Source organism: Okeania sp. SIO2F5, from assembly GCF_010692685.1.
Lineage (GTDB): Bacteria > Cyanobacteriota > Cyanobacteriia > Cyanobacteriales > Microcoleaceae > Okeania > Okeania hirsuta.
On sequence record NZ_JAAHGU010000029.1, the window covers coordinates 18,549 to 35,550 of the forward strand.

General features: G+C 38.7%; 13 protein-coding genes. 7 read left to right on the forward strand and 6 right to left on the reverse strand.

The window, feature by feature from the left end:
- Nucleotides 1-36 precede the first annotated feature (36 nt).
- Nucleotides 37-609 (reverse strand): hypothetical protein, encoded by a 573-nt coding sequence (locus F6K27_RS12620; protein WP_124147856.1) that lies wholly within the window; start codon nucleotides 607-609, stop codon nucleotides 37-39.
- A gap of 310 nt (nucleotides 610-919) precedes the next feature.
- On the opposite strand from F6K27_RS12620, the gene tkt reads away from it, so the two are divergent.
- The 6 genes from tkt to F6K27_RS12650 all read left to right on the forward strand — a co-directional run bounded on the left by tkt (nucleotide 920) and on the right by F6K27_RS12650 (nucleotide 7,726).
- Nucleotides 920-2,938, forward strand: a complete 2,019-nt coding sequence (gene tkt / locus F6K27_RS12625) for a transketolase (protein ID WP_287276479.1) — start codon at nucleotides 920-922, stop codon at nucleotides 2,936-2,938.
- A 511-nt stretch (nucleotides 2,939-3,449) separates the two neighbouring features.
- Nucleotides 3,450-3,722: a hypothetical protein gene (locus F6K27_RS12630; RefSeq protein ID WP_124147858.1), complete on the forward strand. Its 273-nt coding sequence runs from the start codon at nucleotides 3,450-3,452 to the stop codon at nucleotides 3,720-3,722.
- A gap of 512 nt (nucleotides 3,723-4,234) precedes the next feature.
- Complete coding sequence (locus tag F6K27_RS12635) at nucleotides 4,235-5,344, forward strand: hypothetical protein (RefSeq protein ID WP_287276480.1); 1,110 nt, start codon at nucleotides 4,235-4,237, stop codon at nucleotides 5,342-5,344.
- Between the two features lie 186 nt (nucleotides 5,345-5,530).
- Entirely contained in the window at nucleotides 5,531-5,677 is a 147-nt protein-coding gene (locus tag F6K27_RS12640) for a hypothetical protein (protein WP_161564767.1), read from the forward strand.
- A gap of 222 nt (nucleotides 5,678-5,899) precedes the next feature.
- A complete protein-coding gene (locus F6K27_RS12645; RefSeq protein ID WP_287276482.1) occupies nucleotides 5,900-6,052 on the forward strand; it encodes a hypothetical protein in 153 nt (50 codons plus the stop codon).
- A gap of 486 nt (nucleotides 6,053-6,538) precedes the next feature.
- Entirely contained in the window at nucleotides 6,539-7,726 is a 1,188-nt protein-coding gene (locus F6K27_RS12650; protein ID WP_287276484.1) for a glycosyltransferase family 4 protein, read from the forward strand.
- A gap of 466 nt (nucleotides 7,727-8,192) precedes the next feature.
- Here F6K27_RS12650 and F6K27_RS12655 read toward each other — a convergent pair whose 3' ends face one another.
- From F6K27_RS12655 to F6K27_RS12675, 5 genes are all read right to left on the reverse strand, one after another.
- Nucleotides 8,193-8,432, reverse strand: coding sequence for a hypothetical protein (locus tag F6K27_RS12655; RefSeq protein ID WP_287276486.1), 240 nt, complete (start codon nucleotides 8,430-8,432; stop codon nucleotides 8,193-8,195).
- Between the two features lie 496 nt (nucleotides 8,433-8,928).
- Nucleotides 8,929-10,098, reverse strand: coding sequence for an IscS subfamily cysteine desulfurase (locus F6K27_RS12660; RefSeq protein ID WP_287276488.1), 1,170 nt, complete (start codon nucleotides 10,096-10,098; stop codon nucleotides 8,929-8,931).
- Nucleotides 10,099-10,528: 430 nt separating this feature from the next.
- Entirely contained in the window at nucleotides 10,529-11,158 is a 630-nt protein-coding gene (locus F6K27_RS12665) for a type I restriction endonuclease (RefSeq protein WP_287276490.1), read from the reverse strand.
- Nucleotides 11,159-12,468: 1,310 nt separating this feature from the next.
- The gene (locus F6K27_RS12670) at nucleotides 12,469-15,429 is read right to left on the reverse strand and encodes a CHAT domain-containing protein (RefSeq protein WP_287276491.1); all 2,961 of its coding nucleotides are present in this window, start codon (nucleotides 15,427-15,429) and stop codon (nucleotides 12,469-12,471) included.
- Nucleotides 15,426-16,517: a tetratricopeptide repeat protein gene (locus F6K27_RS12675; RefSeq protein WP_287276492.1), complete on the reverse strand. Its 1,092-nt coding sequence runs from the start codon at nucleotides 16,515-16,517 to the stop codon at nucleotides 15,426-15,428. Before F6K27_RS12675 ends, F6K27_RS12670 begins: the two co-directional genes overlap by 4 nt.
- Here F6K27_RS12675 and F6K27_RS12680 point away from each other — a divergent pair.
- Nucleotides 16,516-16,650, forward strand: coding sequence for a hypothetical protein (locus F6K27_RS12680; RefSeq protein ID WP_287276493.1), 135 nt, complete (start codon nucleotides 16,516-16,518; stop codon nucleotides 16,648-16,650). The two genes, F6K27_RS12675 and F6K27_RS12680, sit on opposite strands and share 2 nt — an antisense overlap.
- The last annotated feature ends 352 nt before the right edge of the window (nucleotides 16,651-17,002 follow it).

Here is a 17,002-nt window from a genome sequence, read left to right on the forward strand (position 1 = left end):
TTCCCTAACTTCACCAAAAGACTTTTTCAGCAAAAGCTACTTATTACTTTTAGTCACAACAATGCAAGTTTCCTGAACTTTAGCAAGCATATCGTGAAAAGCAGGAGTTTTTTGGCCATTTTTATCCACAATCTTCCTGAGAATATAGCTCCCTGCAGGAATCAAACCAAAAAAGATATTATTTCTGCGATACCAGGTCATACCATCGACACTATCTTCCGTTTGGATCATCTCAAAGCCAAGAATCCAGCGAGGAAATTGTATTCCATAAAATTGGGGAATCACATCTGCCCGTCTCAAAGTATTATCCTGAAAAAGTATCTTGATGAGCAATTTTTGGGACTTATTCTGCTGAAGAAGTCTTCGTCCAGCAACTGAAGGATGAAATGTCCATTGAAAGGGATCGTGAGTCCTCACTGACAAGGTTAGAGTCTCAGGATTCCATGAAGCAGAAGCATTCAGAGTCAGACAATCCTCTGGTAGATCGTTTCCATCCATAAAGTAGATACCCTGTAAGACTTCGGGTAAATCTGTACCTTTTCCTGTTGACATCCAAGTTTGGATATCATCAAAGCGACGTTCTTCTATAGTAGTGTTATCTTGATTCATCTAGGTATCTCCAAACATTAGATATTAATACTTTTAGGAATGCGGCTGGGAGATAAAACCTTATAGACTGTTTCATACCCTTAACCTCATAATAATAACTAAAGTCCACACCATAAGTTTAACTTCATAAGGGCCTTAAAATTTTTGACTTGATAACTTCCCTTGCCTAGAGATCCCTACAGTGAGATGATCTGTAATGTATATGGTCTGAGAACAATTCCAGAGCAGTATAACTGTAGTATGACAGTGGACAAATATCTGGTTTATTCGCTCCGGCATTCACACATTTCAATATATAGAAACAATAACTATGGTTGCTACAACTCAATCACTGGAAGAACTTTGTATTAACTCAATCCGCTTCTTAGCAATTGATGCAGTTCAAAAAGCTAATTCTGGCCATCCTGGACTACCCATGGGTGCTGCACCAATGGCCTTTGTCCTCTGGGATAAGTTCATGCGCTTTAACCCCAAAAATCCTAAATGGTTAAATCGCGATCGCTTCGTTCTCTCTGCTGGCCACGGCTGTATGTTACTTTACGCTCTCATGCACCTCACAGGTTTTGACAGCGTACCTATGGAAGAAATTAAACAATTCCGTCAGTGGGATTCTAAAACTCCTGGCCACCCAGAAAATCACATCACTGAAGGTATCGAGGTTACTACCGGGCCACTAGGACAAGGTATTGCTAACGCTGTAGGATTAGCTGCAGCAGAGGCCCATTTAGCTGCTACATTCAATAAGCCAGACTGTAACCTAATTGACCACTATACCTACGTCATCATGGGTGATGGTTGTAACATGGAAGGTATTTCTGGTGAAGCTGCTTCCTTAGCGGGACACTGGGGTTTAGGTAAGTTAATTGCTTTCTATGATGATAACCATATTTCCATTGACGGTCATACAGACATTTCCTTTACTGAAGATGTAAGTAAGCGTTTTGAAGCTTATGGTTGGCACGTTCAGCACGTTACTGATGGTAATACTGGTTTAGATGCGATCGCCGAAGCAATTGAAAAAGCGAAAGCGGTTACTGATAAACCTTCCATGATCAAAGTTACTACTCTTATTGGTTATGGTTCTCCTAATAAAGCTGATACTCACGATGTTCACGGTGCAGCACTCGGACCTGATGAAGTAGCAGCTACTAGGAAAAATCTTGGTTGGGAATATCCAGAATTTGAAGTGCCTGCGGATGCTCTGAGTCATTTCCGCCAAGCAGTTGACCGAGGAGCAAAATATCAGGAAGAATGGGATCAACTTTTCTCCGACTATAAATCCAAATATCCTGAAGATGCAGCTACTTTGGAACGGATGGTAAGTGGTAAGTTACCTGAAGGTTGGGCAGATGCACTTCCTAAATATACTCCTGAAAGCAAGAAGGATGCAACTCGTAACCAGTCTGGTGCAACACTAAATGCTATAGCTGGAGTTTTACCAGAGTTAATTGGTGGTTCTGCTGACTTAGCTCCTTCTAACAAGACTCTACTCAAAGGTTTAGGAGACTTCCAAAAAGGTCAATATCAAAACCGAAATATGCGTTTTGGTGTTCGGGAACATGGTATGGGAGCAATTTGTAATGGTATTGCTCTCCATGGTTCTGGGTTAATTCCTTATGGTGCAACCTTCTTGGTGTTCACTGACTATATGCGGAACTCCATCCGTTTGTCTGCTTTAGCTGAAGCTGGTGTTATTTGGGTAATGACTCACGACTCTATCGCTTTAGGTGAAGACGGACCGACTCACCAACCAGTTGAGCATATTGCATCTTTACGTTTGATTCCACAATTACTTGTGATGCGTCCTGCGGATGGTAATGAAACTTCTGGTGCATACAAGGTTGCAGTGGAAAAGGCTAAATCTTCTCATCCTCAACCTACTCTGTTAGCATTATCTCGTCAAGGTTTACCTAATTTAGCTGGTAGTTCCATTGATGGGGTTGCTAAAGGTGCTTATATTATTAGTGATGGCGAAGGTACTCCAGATATTATCTTAATTGGTACTGGTGGAGAAACTTACCAATGTGTTGACGCTGCAGAAAAACTCCGTGAGGAAGGTAAGAAAGTACGGGTGGTTTCTATGCCATGTTGGGAATTATTTGAAGAGCAAGATGCAGCTTATAAAGAGTCTGTGTTCCCTGCTGCTGTGAAGAAGCGTTTTGCAGTGGAAGCTGGTGTTAGTTTTGGTTGGCATCGTTATGTGACTGATGAAGGTGCAACTTTGAGTGTTGATACTTTTGGTGCTTCTGCTCCTGGTGGTGTTGTGCTGGAGAAGTTTGGTTTCACTGTTGATAACATTGTTGCTAAAGCTAAGGAAGTATTGGGTTAGTTTTCATAGCGATCGGCATTTAGCATTCAGCAGTCAGCAGTCATCTAGAGTTAAAACTTTACAGATAATAAGCTTTAAAGTTTTATAGTTGTCTTAATTGTAGTGTGTAGTGCTATATCTGCCTATTAGCTATCTCAAAATTTCAACTATCATTAAAGAGGTTCTCTAGAAATAGGGAACCTTTTAAATTTTCATAGCAATTCCCTTCAGTATTTTTCAGGATTTATATCATGTCCGCTGGGGCGCGTTTGTGTAAACCCAAAGGTGAATATCTACAGGAAATTTAAGTTTTTTTCTTGCTCTTAAGTATTCCTGACTGTTCCCTGTTCCCAGCTCCGGTGTTCCCTACCCTTGCTATACAATACCGATGCTACCGGACATGATATTATTCTTGTTTTTATTAATAAAAAATAAGTTGGTTTTCCGTGATTTTACTATTGCTGAGGAAATATTTAGACAGTTTTTCTTATACTAAGAAAAAATCTTTACTTAATAACAAGAAAAAATAGTTATGGATGAAGCTGTAAGAAAGATAGCAGGTGTAGGATTACCCGGTGTTATACTTTTAATTGCAATGGCAACGACGGGGTTCACTGGTGCTGCAGCAATTACAGCAGCATTAGCAATGTTAGGACCCGGAGGAATGATTGGTGGTATCGTATTCTTGGGAGTAATAGGACTCGCATCAGATGCACTGACAAAGTATGGGTTAGAAGCTTTGTTGAAAGGAGTTTATCTACAGAGAAAATCAGATGGTGAACCTTTATCAAATCTATGTAGATAAATTGATAGATTACCAATTTCATTAGAACTTAAACTAATACTAAAAAATGCTATTGGGTACTAATAGTTAAAACTAAAGCATAAGTCGATTTGGTTTTTATTGACTTGATTATCAATTATAATTAAAGAGGTGTTGAAAAAGAAGTCTATCGTTTCCGGATACTTAAAGTAACTGAAAAGATTCCTAAAGCTAATAATCAACCAATTCGACTTCAAAGATGGGCGGATAAATTATGGCGAGAAGAACTATTTTGTCCTGTTTATCCTACTAAACGTTTTGGTTATCCAGCTTTTCTAATTCCTGATGGAAATAGTCCAGAAGTAGGAAAGATATTAGAAATAACAGATGTACCTGATAAGACTTATTTTATCGAAGTGGCTAAAGAAACTTTGGATGTAAAAATTGAAGATGCTATTGGTAAAGAAAGAGAACTTGTTTGTAGGATATTATAAAGACCTTTTACAGATAAATTTAAGAGTCTTGATGATAAGTTTTGGCGTTCAAATTGGACATTGTTTTTTAATCAAATTCCGGGAAATGAAGGTGTAAATAAAGATCTTGTTAATGCTTACCGTGGTTTCAAATTTGGTGTTGTTTATTTAGAAGGTGATGGGTTTTACTTTGCTGCGGATATAAGAACTAAATATGTTGGTAAAAAATCTTTCGCAGATTATACAGATAATGAAAAAAATGAGATTCTCCAACAACATACAGATTTAACACTTAATGATGAAAAAAGAGCTTTTTTCCTTCGTGATAATGGAACAAAAAAAATTCCTTGTCGTTATGTAGGTACTACAGGAAAAACGATAAATCAATATACTGTTAAAGACTTGGGTAAGACTGTTTATGAATATTATTGTCAAAAGTATTCACAACTTAAAATATCTCCTCACGAGGAGGCAGTTTTTGTAAAAGATCGTTTGGATAAAGATAGATTTATAGCTGTTCCTATTTCACGTCTTTTTCCAATTTTTACAACGGAGTATGAAGGATTACGAAAATGGCCTATTTGTCCTCAAGTTAGTCCTGATAAACGAGTTCGTATAATTTCAAGTTTTATCGATGAATTATCTGGTGTGGAGTATGAAAATCAACCAGTTGAAATTAAACAAAAATATTTAAAAAGAGAGAGAACGGTCTTTATCCCTCCAAATTTAGAGTACGGTGGTGGTGAACTTCATAAACCTTTCTTGAGTTCAAATATTCCTCAAAAAACAAGTAAAGATTTTGACGATAAAGTAACAAAATGGGCTTCAAGTAAATTATCAGCTCTATACAGAAATAAGTCTTACTCTAAATTTCCTTTTCCTGACACTATCTTGTTATATCCTGACACATTAAAACGAGGCGATCGCGAATTTTTTTTGAAGGACTTAAAAAAGGAAATTAAACAACAAACAGAATTAGATTGTTCCATGGTCTTGCAAAGGTCTTATTCTACTGGAAAAAAAGAGCGGTCAGGAAGCTCATTGCTGCATAAATTAAAAGAAATAAAATCTGAAATTAAAAACAATGCTTTAATAATTGTTGTTTTATGGAATGATCTACTAGAGAGCGTCTATAGGGAAATTAAAGATACTGTAAAACCACATTTTTCTCAATGTGTAAAAGAGAAATAAGAGAATAACCCATCAGACTTTAACCACCGATATAAATTGTGGAACAATTGTTTTTTATTGGCATCATTTAGATGATGCAGAGTGATATAGTTTCAGCAGTTGTAAACCAGAATTAAAAAGTTATAGTAGGAGATGATAACTCAAGCTTCCGTGGAAAATAATACAGTTCTTAAAAGAATATCATAAATGATTGACCAAACAATGGAAAATGATAGTCTTGATCAGGAATTAGATCGAGATGAACTTATTCAGACTTTCTCGAAATTATTAGATAGAGTGTCACCTCAAATTTTCCTATTTCTCAATGATGAACAACTAAAAAAAAAGGGTTGAGAGAGTTATGTCAACAGAGTTATTATCGACAATACTTGATGATTTTACCTCAGAAGAAAAAGAAATTTTTAATGCTGCAGTAGAAGGGAGATATTAAGGTAAGTGATATACTAAATATTAGTATGGTTTCAGCAGTTGTAAACCAGAATTAAAAAATTATAGGAGGAGATGATGATTCAAGCTTCCGTGTTTAATGAGTTTTGTTAAGAAATTACAATTTTATTGTTAAACAATTTATCAATTATCGAAAAAACATCAGAAATTAATATAGACTTGAGACGAAAAGGAAGAACAATATCAAATTTCGATCTATTCATCGCAGCAATGGCAATAATTTATAATTTAACTCTGGCTTCTATGATTTTGATATTTTGAGAGTTCAGGGGATAAATGCAGAGAATTACTTACAGGCTAAATAGAGCGATCGCAGTTACTTAATATTTTTTAATAATTCCTCATGCTTGTATAATTATACTTATTTTTATTGATTGCTTGAGATTTTGAGTTAGGGGAAATTAATGATATCTTAAAAAGATAATGGAATAATAGTTATTAGTATTAAGTGAAATGATCGTGTATATATTAATTCTATCCCAGTATCAAGTTCGTCTTTCAGTCATTTAATAGCCTTGACAAAATTTATAAAATAGTCCAGGGATAAAAATCTCACTTGCATAAACATCATTATTATATTAAGTATATTTTTTGGTATAGTAATTAACCAGAATTAACTCACATCGCCAAGAATAGTTGAATTAAAGCATCCGTGTAATTTATTGAGAAAATGTTAAATATTAAAAATCATCTTTGAAGTAAAATTACTAAAAATTAAGAATTGTAAAAAATGGGAGTTATGCAGTAATGAAAATTCTTGTATTAAGCTGGGAGTTTCCACCAAGAATTATTGGAGGCATAGCACGTCATGTTGCAGAATTATATCCAGAAATGGTGAAATTAGGACATGAAGTGCATTTAATCACAGTCAAGTCTGGCGAAGCGCCAATGTATGAAATTGTAGAAGGGATAGAAGTACATAGAGTGCCAGTCGGACCAAGTCAAAACTTCTTTCATTGGATAGCAAATATGAATGAAGCTATGGGTCGTCATGGAGGGAAACTAATAAAAGAAGAGAAAAATTTTGATATAATTCATGCCCATGATTGGTTAGTCACCGATGCAGCGATCGCTCTTAAACATATCTTTAAACTACCATTAATAGCTACAATTCATGCCACAGAAAATGGTCGTCACAATGGTATTCATAATCATAGCCAACAGTACATAAATGAGAAGGAAAAAGAGCTAGTTTATAATGCTTGGCGAGTCATTGTTTGTTCTAAATATATGAAGCTAGAAGTAGCAAGAACTTTAGACAGTCCTTGTGATAAAATAGATATAATTTATAATGGTATTTGTGCTGAAAAAAAACCAAGTAGAGATGAGTTTAATGCAGTAAATTTCCGCAGGCATTTTGCAGAAGATCGAGAAAAAATTGTCTACTATTTAGGTAGAATGACCCCAGAAAAAGGTATTTCTGTGTTAATTCATGCAGCGCCGAGAGTAATTGCAGAAATGGGAGACCGGGTAAAATTTATTATGATCGGTGGTGGAAAAACTGACTTTTGGAAAAAAGAAATATGGCATTTGGGAGTTTCTGAAAGATTTAATTTTACCGGGTTTATGTCTGAAGAAAATTTAGATAAGTTTCAAGCGGTCGCTGACTGTGCAGTATTTCCCAGTCTGTACGAACCTTTTGGTATTGTTGCCCTAGAAAGTTTTGCCGCGCGAGTGCCTGTGGTAGTTTCGGATACGGGTGGTTTACCAGAAGTGGTGGAACATGGTAGAACAGGTATTGTCACGAAAGTTGGTAATTCTATTTCTTTAGCACAAGGCATTGTAGAGGTGTTGAGAGACTCTGATTATATGCAAAAATTGGTTAGTAATGCTTATCAGGAATTAGAATATAAATTCTGTTGGGGTAGGATAGCGAAACAAACAGATATGGTTTATCAGAGAGTGGCAGCAGAAAGGTTACAGGTAGTTTGGTAATTCAAACAACGGGAGTATAGCGCTACGCGCAAGTCAGAAGTAATTCCTAACTAACTTTGAGCATTTATAAATGTTCACATCCTATTTGCGTAGTGCTATATAGCGCTGTGCGCAGGCAACAGGCAACAGCTCCGGAAGGGGGAATAAAAAACCTATAATATAAGACTTTTAGCTATTGGACACTTCTTGTAATTTGTAAATATGCCAGCGCACATTGCTATATCTTTGGACGCGGTATGTACTTTTGGTATCGTTTGTGTAAACCCAAGGGTGAATATCTACAGGAAATTTAGGTTTTTTTCTTGCTCAATAACCTTCTTTCCTCTTCCTTCTTCCTTCTTCCTTACCTTCGCGCTTACAATACCGATGCTACCGGAGATGATATAAAATGGGTTATATAGAACCCATTTGAGTTCTATATAATTATGGTAGTCAAGTCTTTTCGCCCATCAATTTTGAGGAAAAATCATCTGAAGGAGTGTTGAATTTTTTGTATTATTTCTCCCCACATCTTCCCTCTTCCCTCTTCCCTTCCCCTCCTGGGAGGGGTTATATCAAATCCGTTTAATTGGACATAAAAAAAATCTTCAATCGCCATAACTACGTTTATCTTTGTAATTCTTTCTCCTCCTGAGGAGGTCCTCCTGACTTCCCCTCCCTTCCTGGGAGGGGTTAGGGGTGGGTTGACTCCTCCTAACTTAACCATTCTATGGCTGTTTAACCGGATTTGATATTAGGGGTGGGTTGTCTCCTGTCTCCAGTATAGCTGTCTCCTGACTCAAGGCTAAAAAAACGCGCATATTTATGAAGATACGATCGGGGGTTCTATATGTTTGCGGTTGCTTGACGTAAAAATGTGGCGTTGCTGAGTGGTAATGATTTTGAGATTAACTTTGGGCACAAAACATCAGTTTTTCAATTTTATAGCGCTGCGCGCTGGCATATTTACAAATTGCAGGAGGTGTCCAATAGCTAAAAGTCTTATATTATCGGCAATTTATTCCCCCTATTGCCTGTTGCCTGTTCCCTGTTCCCTGCGCGCAGCGCTATACCTTCAGCTAATAGACATCTCCAAGAATAAAAAATCAATATCTATATCCCAAAGAAATTATCAATTCTTTCCCCTCCACGGTCGGGCCCCGCGGGTGGGTTCCCTACTGCCTAAAGCAAAGCTGCCTACTGCCTATGGGTGGAGTAGATGTCTAATTATCATTACATTTAATCAACGCCAAAGATGTAATAGTGGCGATCGCGTGTTCGGCCACCAAGTCTATTTCTTCAGCAGTATTAAACCGCCCAATGCCAAAACGCACGGAAGCATAAGCTAATTTTTCTGAACGCCCCAAAGCTGCCAAAACATGGGAAGGCGCTATTTTTGCAGAAGTACAAGCAGAACCGGAAGACACTGCCACCACAGGTTGTAACCCCAATAACAATGCTTGTCCATCCACACCCTCAACGCTAATATTCAAATTTCCTGGCAAACGCTGAGTCGGATGTCCGTTGAGAAAAATATTTTCCACTGTTTGCAGCTTTTCCCACAACCGTTGTCGCAAAGTAGTTAACCGTTTTGCCTCTGACTCCATTTCTGTTACTGCCACTTCTACAGCTTTACCAAAACCGACTATTTGGGGAGTATACAAAGTGCCAGAGCGCATTCCTCTTTCGTGACCGCCCCCATGTATTTGAGGTGCTAATTTTACCCTGGGATGACGACGACGCACATAGAGAGCGCCAACACCTTTTGGACCGTAAATTTTGTGGGCAGTTAATGATAGTAAATCAATATTCATTGTCTGCACATCTAGAGGAATTTTCCCAATAGCTTGTGCAGCGTCAGTATGGAAAATTACTGAATTTTCTTTACATATTTCTCCTATTTTTGCCAAGGGTTGTAAGACACCAATTTCATTATTTGCTGCCATGACAGAGACTAATATTGTATCGGGACGTATGGCAGTTCTTAGGGAAGTTAAATCAATAATTCCATCTGTATTTACAGGTAAATAAGTAACTTCAAATCCCAAGTTTTGTAAATATGTACAGGGGTCGAGAACGGCATTATGTTCCGTGGCAATAGTAATAATATGTTTACCTTTATTGAAGTAAGCTTCAGCGACTCCTTTTATTGCTAAATTATTTGCCTCTGTCGCTCCACTGGTAAACACAATTTCTTCGGGGGTGGCGTTAATAGCTGAAGCTAAAATTTCTCTAGCTTTTTTAACTGCTGCCTCTGCTTCCCAACCATATTGATGAGTGATACTGGCAGGGTTGCCAAAATGTTCGGTGAAATAGGGCAACATTGTTTTTAATACTCGTTCATCAAGAGGAGTAGTAGCATTGCAGTCGAGATATATAGGACGTTTTAACATAATAATTAGGGTTTGTGTATGGAAAGTCTTTTAGTAGGGGTAGGAGACAGGAGACAGGAGACAGGAGACAGGAGAAATGGGAATGAGCGAGGAGATAGGAGTAAGAATTGTCCCAAGATTGTTCTGTGTAGGGGGAAATAATTTATACAGCGCTTCCCGTTGCCCGCGAGGTACACCCCGAAGATGGCTAGATTGCCTCACTACAATATTTTCATCATTTACCCTGTATCTCATTTGCCCAAAATATGCTTTCATTAATGGATAATGGATAATTGATAATTACCTCTGGTTAAAACCGTTCTTGATTGAATATAACGAATATTTTCTTTTTTTTTTCCTTAAAAGGGGAGGCTTCAAGGCGCGAATTATTTAATTATTAATAATTAATTATTCGGTAATTATTGATTTGATTTTTTATTATTGTAAATGTTTAATTGATAACTTGACCTAATTTTTTTAAGATACTGAGTACATGATAAAGTTCATTATTTTGGGGATTAGAAATTGTGAATTTTTTAGATAAAGCATATTGAGGTGAATTTTGTTTAACTAATTTGATAAATTGAAAATCATCTCCGTTAGTTACTAATCCAAAAATTGGTTGTTCTGGATGAGGATTAGCAATCATATAAGTAAGGGCTTGAGGGATACCATTAATTATAGATAATCCAGCATTTTTTGACTCAATTACTAATAACCATAGATGATATTTGAAGACTATTATATCAATCCTACCTTTGATAACTTCATCCTGTGTTTCTACAGAAACATCAATAGAATTTTCATCTACAATATCAAAAGGAAGCTGATAAAAATTTGCCCAAGCAAGTAGGGGAGCAATTACTGTCATTTTTACCAAATTTTCTGAAATTTCCCGATGTTTAATAGCATTCAAATAATTTGCTTTTGCTCGGTCTAATACTTGTTTTTCGATATCGGTTATTTCGGGTAAATTATCAAACCATTCTCTAAAGAATTGAATATCATCTGTTTGGTTGAGACTAAATTTATGCTCAACATCAATCATATTTAGTTTATTTGCTTGAATAATTGCAGTCATGTTTTTCCTTGGTCAGTCCGTAGGTGCGTTAGCGCTAGCGTAACGCACCAAAACTAGCGTTACGCACTGGGTAAATCCTGTTCGTATTATATCATGTTCCGTTAAATACTTAACCAAATCTCTTTTGCTCAGGACTTACGCACGGACACTAAATAGAGTGAGGACGCCATTCGGAGGTTTGCGTTATATCAAATCCGGTAGCATCGGTGTAATTAGATAGTTAATCTAGGAGGACCGAGTCAGGAGGACCGAGTCAGGAGGGAAGAGAATGCGCGAAACATTTGCTCTTGGATGAAGATGAAAATTTTTTTTATACCGAACCCGAGCGGATTTGATATTAGCAAATGGCATTCGCCCCTACATATAGCGTTTTAAAGGTTAATTTGCGTAAGTCCTGTTGATATAGAATCTGGTTATACAGTATATGTTTATAATTCTATACCACACTTCAATATTAAATCGGACTACCTCCCCATCTCCCCATCTCCCCATCTCCCCATCTGTGCCAACTATATAATAAGTATTCAACCGGATTTGATATGATATCCTCACCCTTCCCACACTTCCCACACTCCCCATAATAGCGCGATCGCTCATTTTTAGCTTACCACATTATCTTCTTTCGTTGAGCATGGCGTTGCTTAAATGTAATGATAATTAGACATCTACTCCACCCATAGGCACTTTGCTGTAGGCAGTAGGGAACCCACCCGCGGGGCCCGACCGTGGAGGGGAAAGAATTGATAATTTCTTTGGGATATAGATATTGATTTTTTATTCTTGGAGATGTCTATTAGCTGAAGGTATAGCGCTGCGCGCAGGGAACAGGGAACAGGCAACAGGCAATAGGGGGAATAATATCATGTTCCCCCGGAGGGGGAGCTACGCTAACGGTTGAATACTTATAAATGACTGTTGTGAGTCCTCAGGAGTCAACCCACCCGCGCGCCCCTCCCAGGAGGGGAACTCAGAACTCAGGAGGAAATATTGGAGAAAAAGAACAAATATTGGTATTGGGGGTATTGATAATTTAAGTATTTGTTTGGTACTGTCGATACCCGGAGTCCTTAAATTTTATTATAACTGACCCGTCCGAACATGATATAAATTGCCGATAATATAAGACTTTTAGCTATTGGACACCTCCTGCAATTTGTAAATATGCCAGCGCGCAGCGCTATAAAATTGAAAAACTGATGTTTTGCGCCCAAAGTTAATCTAAAAAACATTATTACTCAGCAACACCTTGAGCATAGCTCTTCTTTCCTCCTGAATTCAGAATTCTGACTCCTGACAACTGATAACTGAATTCACCCTTCTCCTTGACAAACAAAACCTGCCCAATAATAAGGATGATTAAACGGTTTTTCGCCCCCTATTGATTTTTTAGCTTCGCTGACTAAATCCAAAACTTCCTGACAGTTATCAGCTATTTTCTCCTGTTCCTCATACTCTCTGCTCCCTTCTTCAAACTCTTCTAATACTGCCTCTGCATTCTCCAAACTTTCCTCCGCTTTTGCCAAAGTTAACTCCTTCAACTCCATCTGTGCTTGCCATAACGCATCCGCACTAGAAATACCTGCGGCGCGGTTGCGGTGGTAAAAATATGATAAAATTGTCGTTGCTAAATCGTTGACTGCCCACAAACTACTAATAACATTCGACGCACCTGCTGATAAAAAGGCGGCGCTGAGGGTAAAAATATCGTCCGTTAATTCTGAATTTCCTAATGCTGTTTCACAACAGGAGAGAAATAAGTCTCCTAACTGCGGGAAACGAATGCTGGCATTCAGCAACTCCCCTAATGTTAAGTCTGTGTCTCCTAGCAATAACTTTGATTCTAATGGTTCGGTCAAATTAGATTTGGCGTGGTGACTGGAGAGTAAACCATTAACTTTCTCTCTGGTCAACAACTGTTTATACTTAGCTTTGGTTGCCTCTTTGCTACCTTTGAGATGGTGTTCGGGGGCGACTCCATAAATTTGTGCTACTAACTCGCATTCTTTGGGAGTGTATGGTAGATCGTCCCTGGTATTTTCGACGATACCGTAACGTGGTAGGTCTGACTCTGAATATGGCGCTTGTTGCCGACAAAATGTTAATACCTGGGTGCTGGGTGCTATTCTCACCCGAAATTTATCCCCTAAATATTCTCCGTTGTCTAGGGGTAACGCTGGTAAAGGAATTTGATGCAGAAACATAAAGGGTACCAGAATAATTTCTTTGATGTCCGTGAGTTTTTCTATCAGTTGGTTTATTTGCAGTCTGTCTGCTATTTCTTTTAACATTCCCTCCATTTTGTCTTGCCATTGTTTGTATAAATGGTGTTTCTGTTGTTTCCGGGATGCGTTAAAGTCGGAAAGACTAATTTTCTCTTCCCTGCCATCCTTGAGTTTAACTACTACATTAGATGGTTTGGGGTTAATTGACTCAATGGCATCAATATCGTACTTGGCTAAATTTGCTGCTGCTTGATATGCTGCTTTATCATTTATTTGGGAGTAAGGTTTTAACCAATTATCCCGTAACCACAGTTGGAATTTTTCGTAACCTTGCTCTTGACAACGGTGCAATTTTACCCCTGCTTGAGTAAGCATAAAAATATAAGTATCATTTTTGGTGCTGTAGAAACTCAGCAGAGCAGCATCCTCTCCCTGTTGCCCGTTGCCTGTTGCCTGTTGCCTAATTTCCAACAACTCCTTCATTCCCCCTACACTAACACTCGGTGCTTGAATACCTTCCGCTAATACCCGGTCTAACCGACGCATCTTTTGCCAAGTTTCCCGTTTTTCCCTCATCAATTTTTGAATTTCCTCTGTAATATCATCCCACTCATCGCGGGTAAGGTGGCGACTCGCTCCAACTTTTTCCTTGTTATCCTCTGGCGTTTCTAACTGCCGACGTAAAATGTCAATTTCTCTTTGTTTTGCTTCCATTTGTTTTTCCAAGTCGCGGATATCTTCAGGCACTTCGCCATTTTTGTATAAATCTTTCGTGAGAATTAAGTCCAGCAAGCGACGACAGCGGAATCTTTCTACAGTTTCTAAAGCTTTGTCATATTGTTCGGCGTTAACTGAAGCTTGAATCATATTTTCATAGACATATATATTCTTACGCAAAATTTCTTGTCTGGCAATTTCGTCGGGTATCCAATCTCGACTTTGCTCAATGGCGGTAATAGCTGTTTGATAGTTATCGATGGCGAGTTGATAGTTTTTTTGTTTTGAGGCTAAGTTAGCTAATTGACGGGCGGTTTTTAAACAGTCTGCGGGTAAAGTTTCTGGTTTCCTAACTCTCAAAGCAGCTTGGAAGTAGGCAATGGCAGATTCTATGTTCTCGGCTGCGTTACCTTTGATTCTCTTTTTGTAGGCTAATCCTAGGTTGTATTGAGTCATAGCCCAATCTCGGGGGTAGTTAGATTCAGTTCTCACTCTCAAAGCAGCTTGATAGTAGGCAATGGCAGTTTCAATATTGTCGGCTGCCTTACCTTTAATTCTGTTTTTGTAGGCTGTTCCTAAGTAGTTTTTAGTCTCTGCCCAATTTTGGGGGTAGTTAGATTCGGTATATACTCTTAAAGCAAATTGGCAGTAGTTAATAGCAGATTCTTTGTTGTCGGCTGCCTTGCCTTTGATTCTATTTCTGTAGGCTGTTCCTAGGCAGTTTTGAGTGCTTGCCCAATCTCGGGGGTAGTTAGATTCAGTTCTCACTCTCAAAGCAGCTTGATAGTAGGCAATGGCAGTTTCAATATTGTCGGCTGCCTTGCCTTTAATTCTCTTTTTGTAGGCTGTTCCTAGGCAGTTTTGAGTGCTTGCCCAATCTCGGGGGTAGTTAGATTCAGTTCTCACTCTCAAAGCAGCTTGATAGTAGGCAATGGCAGTTTCAATATTGTCGGCTGTGTTACCTTTGATTCTACTAGAGTAGGCTATACCTAGGCAGTCTTGAGTCATAGCCCAATCTCGGGGGTAGTCAGATTCGGTATATACTCTCAAAGCAGCTTGGTAGTAGACAATGGCAGATTCTTTGTTGTCAGCTTTGTTACCTTTGATTCTAGTATAGTAGGCTATACCTAGGTTGCGTTGAGTCATTGCCCAATCTTGGGGATAGGCACAGAGGGTATATACTCTCAAAGCAGCTTGGTAGTAGGCAATGGCAGATTCTATGTTGTCGGCTGCGTTACCTTTGATTCTACTAGAGTAAGAGTAGGCCGATCCTAGGTTGCCTTGAATCATTGCCCAATCTTGGGGGTAGTTAGATTCGGTGAATACTCTCAAAGCAGCTTGGTAGTAGGGGCAATGGCGGATTCTATGTTGTCGGCTTTCTTACCTTTGATTCTACTATAGTAGGCTATACCTAGGTGGTTTTGAGTCTCTGCCCAATCTTCGGGGTAGTCAGATTCAGTTCTCACTCTCAAAGCAGCTTGGTAGTAGGCAATGGCAGTTTCAATATTGTCGGCTTTCTTACCTTTGATTCTACTATAGTAGGCTATACCTAGGTGGTTTTGAGTCTCTGCCCAATCTTCGGGGTAGTCAGATTCAGTTCTCACTCTCAAAGCAGCTTGGTAGTAGGCAATGGCAGTTTCAATATTGTCGGCTGTGTTACCTTTGATTCTACTATAGTAGGCTATACCTAGGTGGTTTTGAGTCTCTGCCCAATCTTCGGGGTAGTCAGATTCAGTTCTCACTCTCAAAGCAGCTTGGTAGTAGGCAATGGCAGATTCTATGTTCTCGGCTGTGTTACCTTTGATTCTCTGACGGTAGGCTGCTCCTAGGCTATTTTGAGTCTTTGCCCAATCTTTGGTGTTTTCTTCATGGTGACTGAGGGTGAATAAATATCCGGCGATCGCTATTTCTATTTGTGCTTTTCTGTTTCCCCTTGGAAACTGCCAAATATGAAAACTCAGGTTTTCGATTAATGCAACAGTAGTATCCGTAGTTTCAGGAGAGTTGTTGGTAATGAGGTCGGATGCGTATTGTGGCAGGATGTGGGCGAGGTTTTCATTGAGGAGGTGTCGGTTATTGTCTAGAATTTGGTAGACGATGCTTTTGTTTGCTTTACCTGCGCTAACTTCCGATTCTGCTTGTAGTAGTTGTTGCAGTAGGGTGATATAAGATTCCTCGGAGACAGATTTTGGCGATTGATTTAACCATTGTGTTAGTTGTTGAGCCGTATTCAGTAGCCGTCGGGCGTTATTTTTATTGCCTGCTTCTGCCAGATATTGTGCATATTGCTGCATGAAGGCGATGAATTCCTTATCGATTAAGTCTTGATGGTTTTGCAGTAAGTCTGCCTTTCGGTCTTCGGAACATTCTAAGAGTTGTTGAATTAGTTGTGCGTATGCTGTTAGGCGTTGTTCGTTCATGGTATTTTTGTTTGATACGATAATTATTGATGATTCTCTCTTGCTGCAATTAAAACCTCTAGATAGAGGCGATCGCTTAGAAAGGGAGGACTTGACAGTTAAGAAAAAATTTACTATACTCACTTATCAGTAGGTAGAGTTCCCGCCGATTTTAAGCCTGTGGAGAAGATAAGTTACAGACTGCGGTCAGTGGTCTTCTGTGTTTGCGCAGCATTGCGTCAGCAAAGCAGGAAGCTAACTCCAGAGCTGCGTGCAATTCCGGCACGGGTAAGTTTGGGTAAGTTTAGTAGAACGGATAGGCAGATTCGGTATACACTCTCAAAGCAGCTTGATAGCAGGAAGTAGCAGTTTCAGTATTGTCGGGACTGTTGCTTTTCTGTTTTTGTTTGTTCATGGTATTTTTGTTTGATACGATCGTTATTGATGATTTTCCCTTGCTGCTAAATGCTGCAATAAGTACGCTAATCTATATAAGTTTTGGGCTT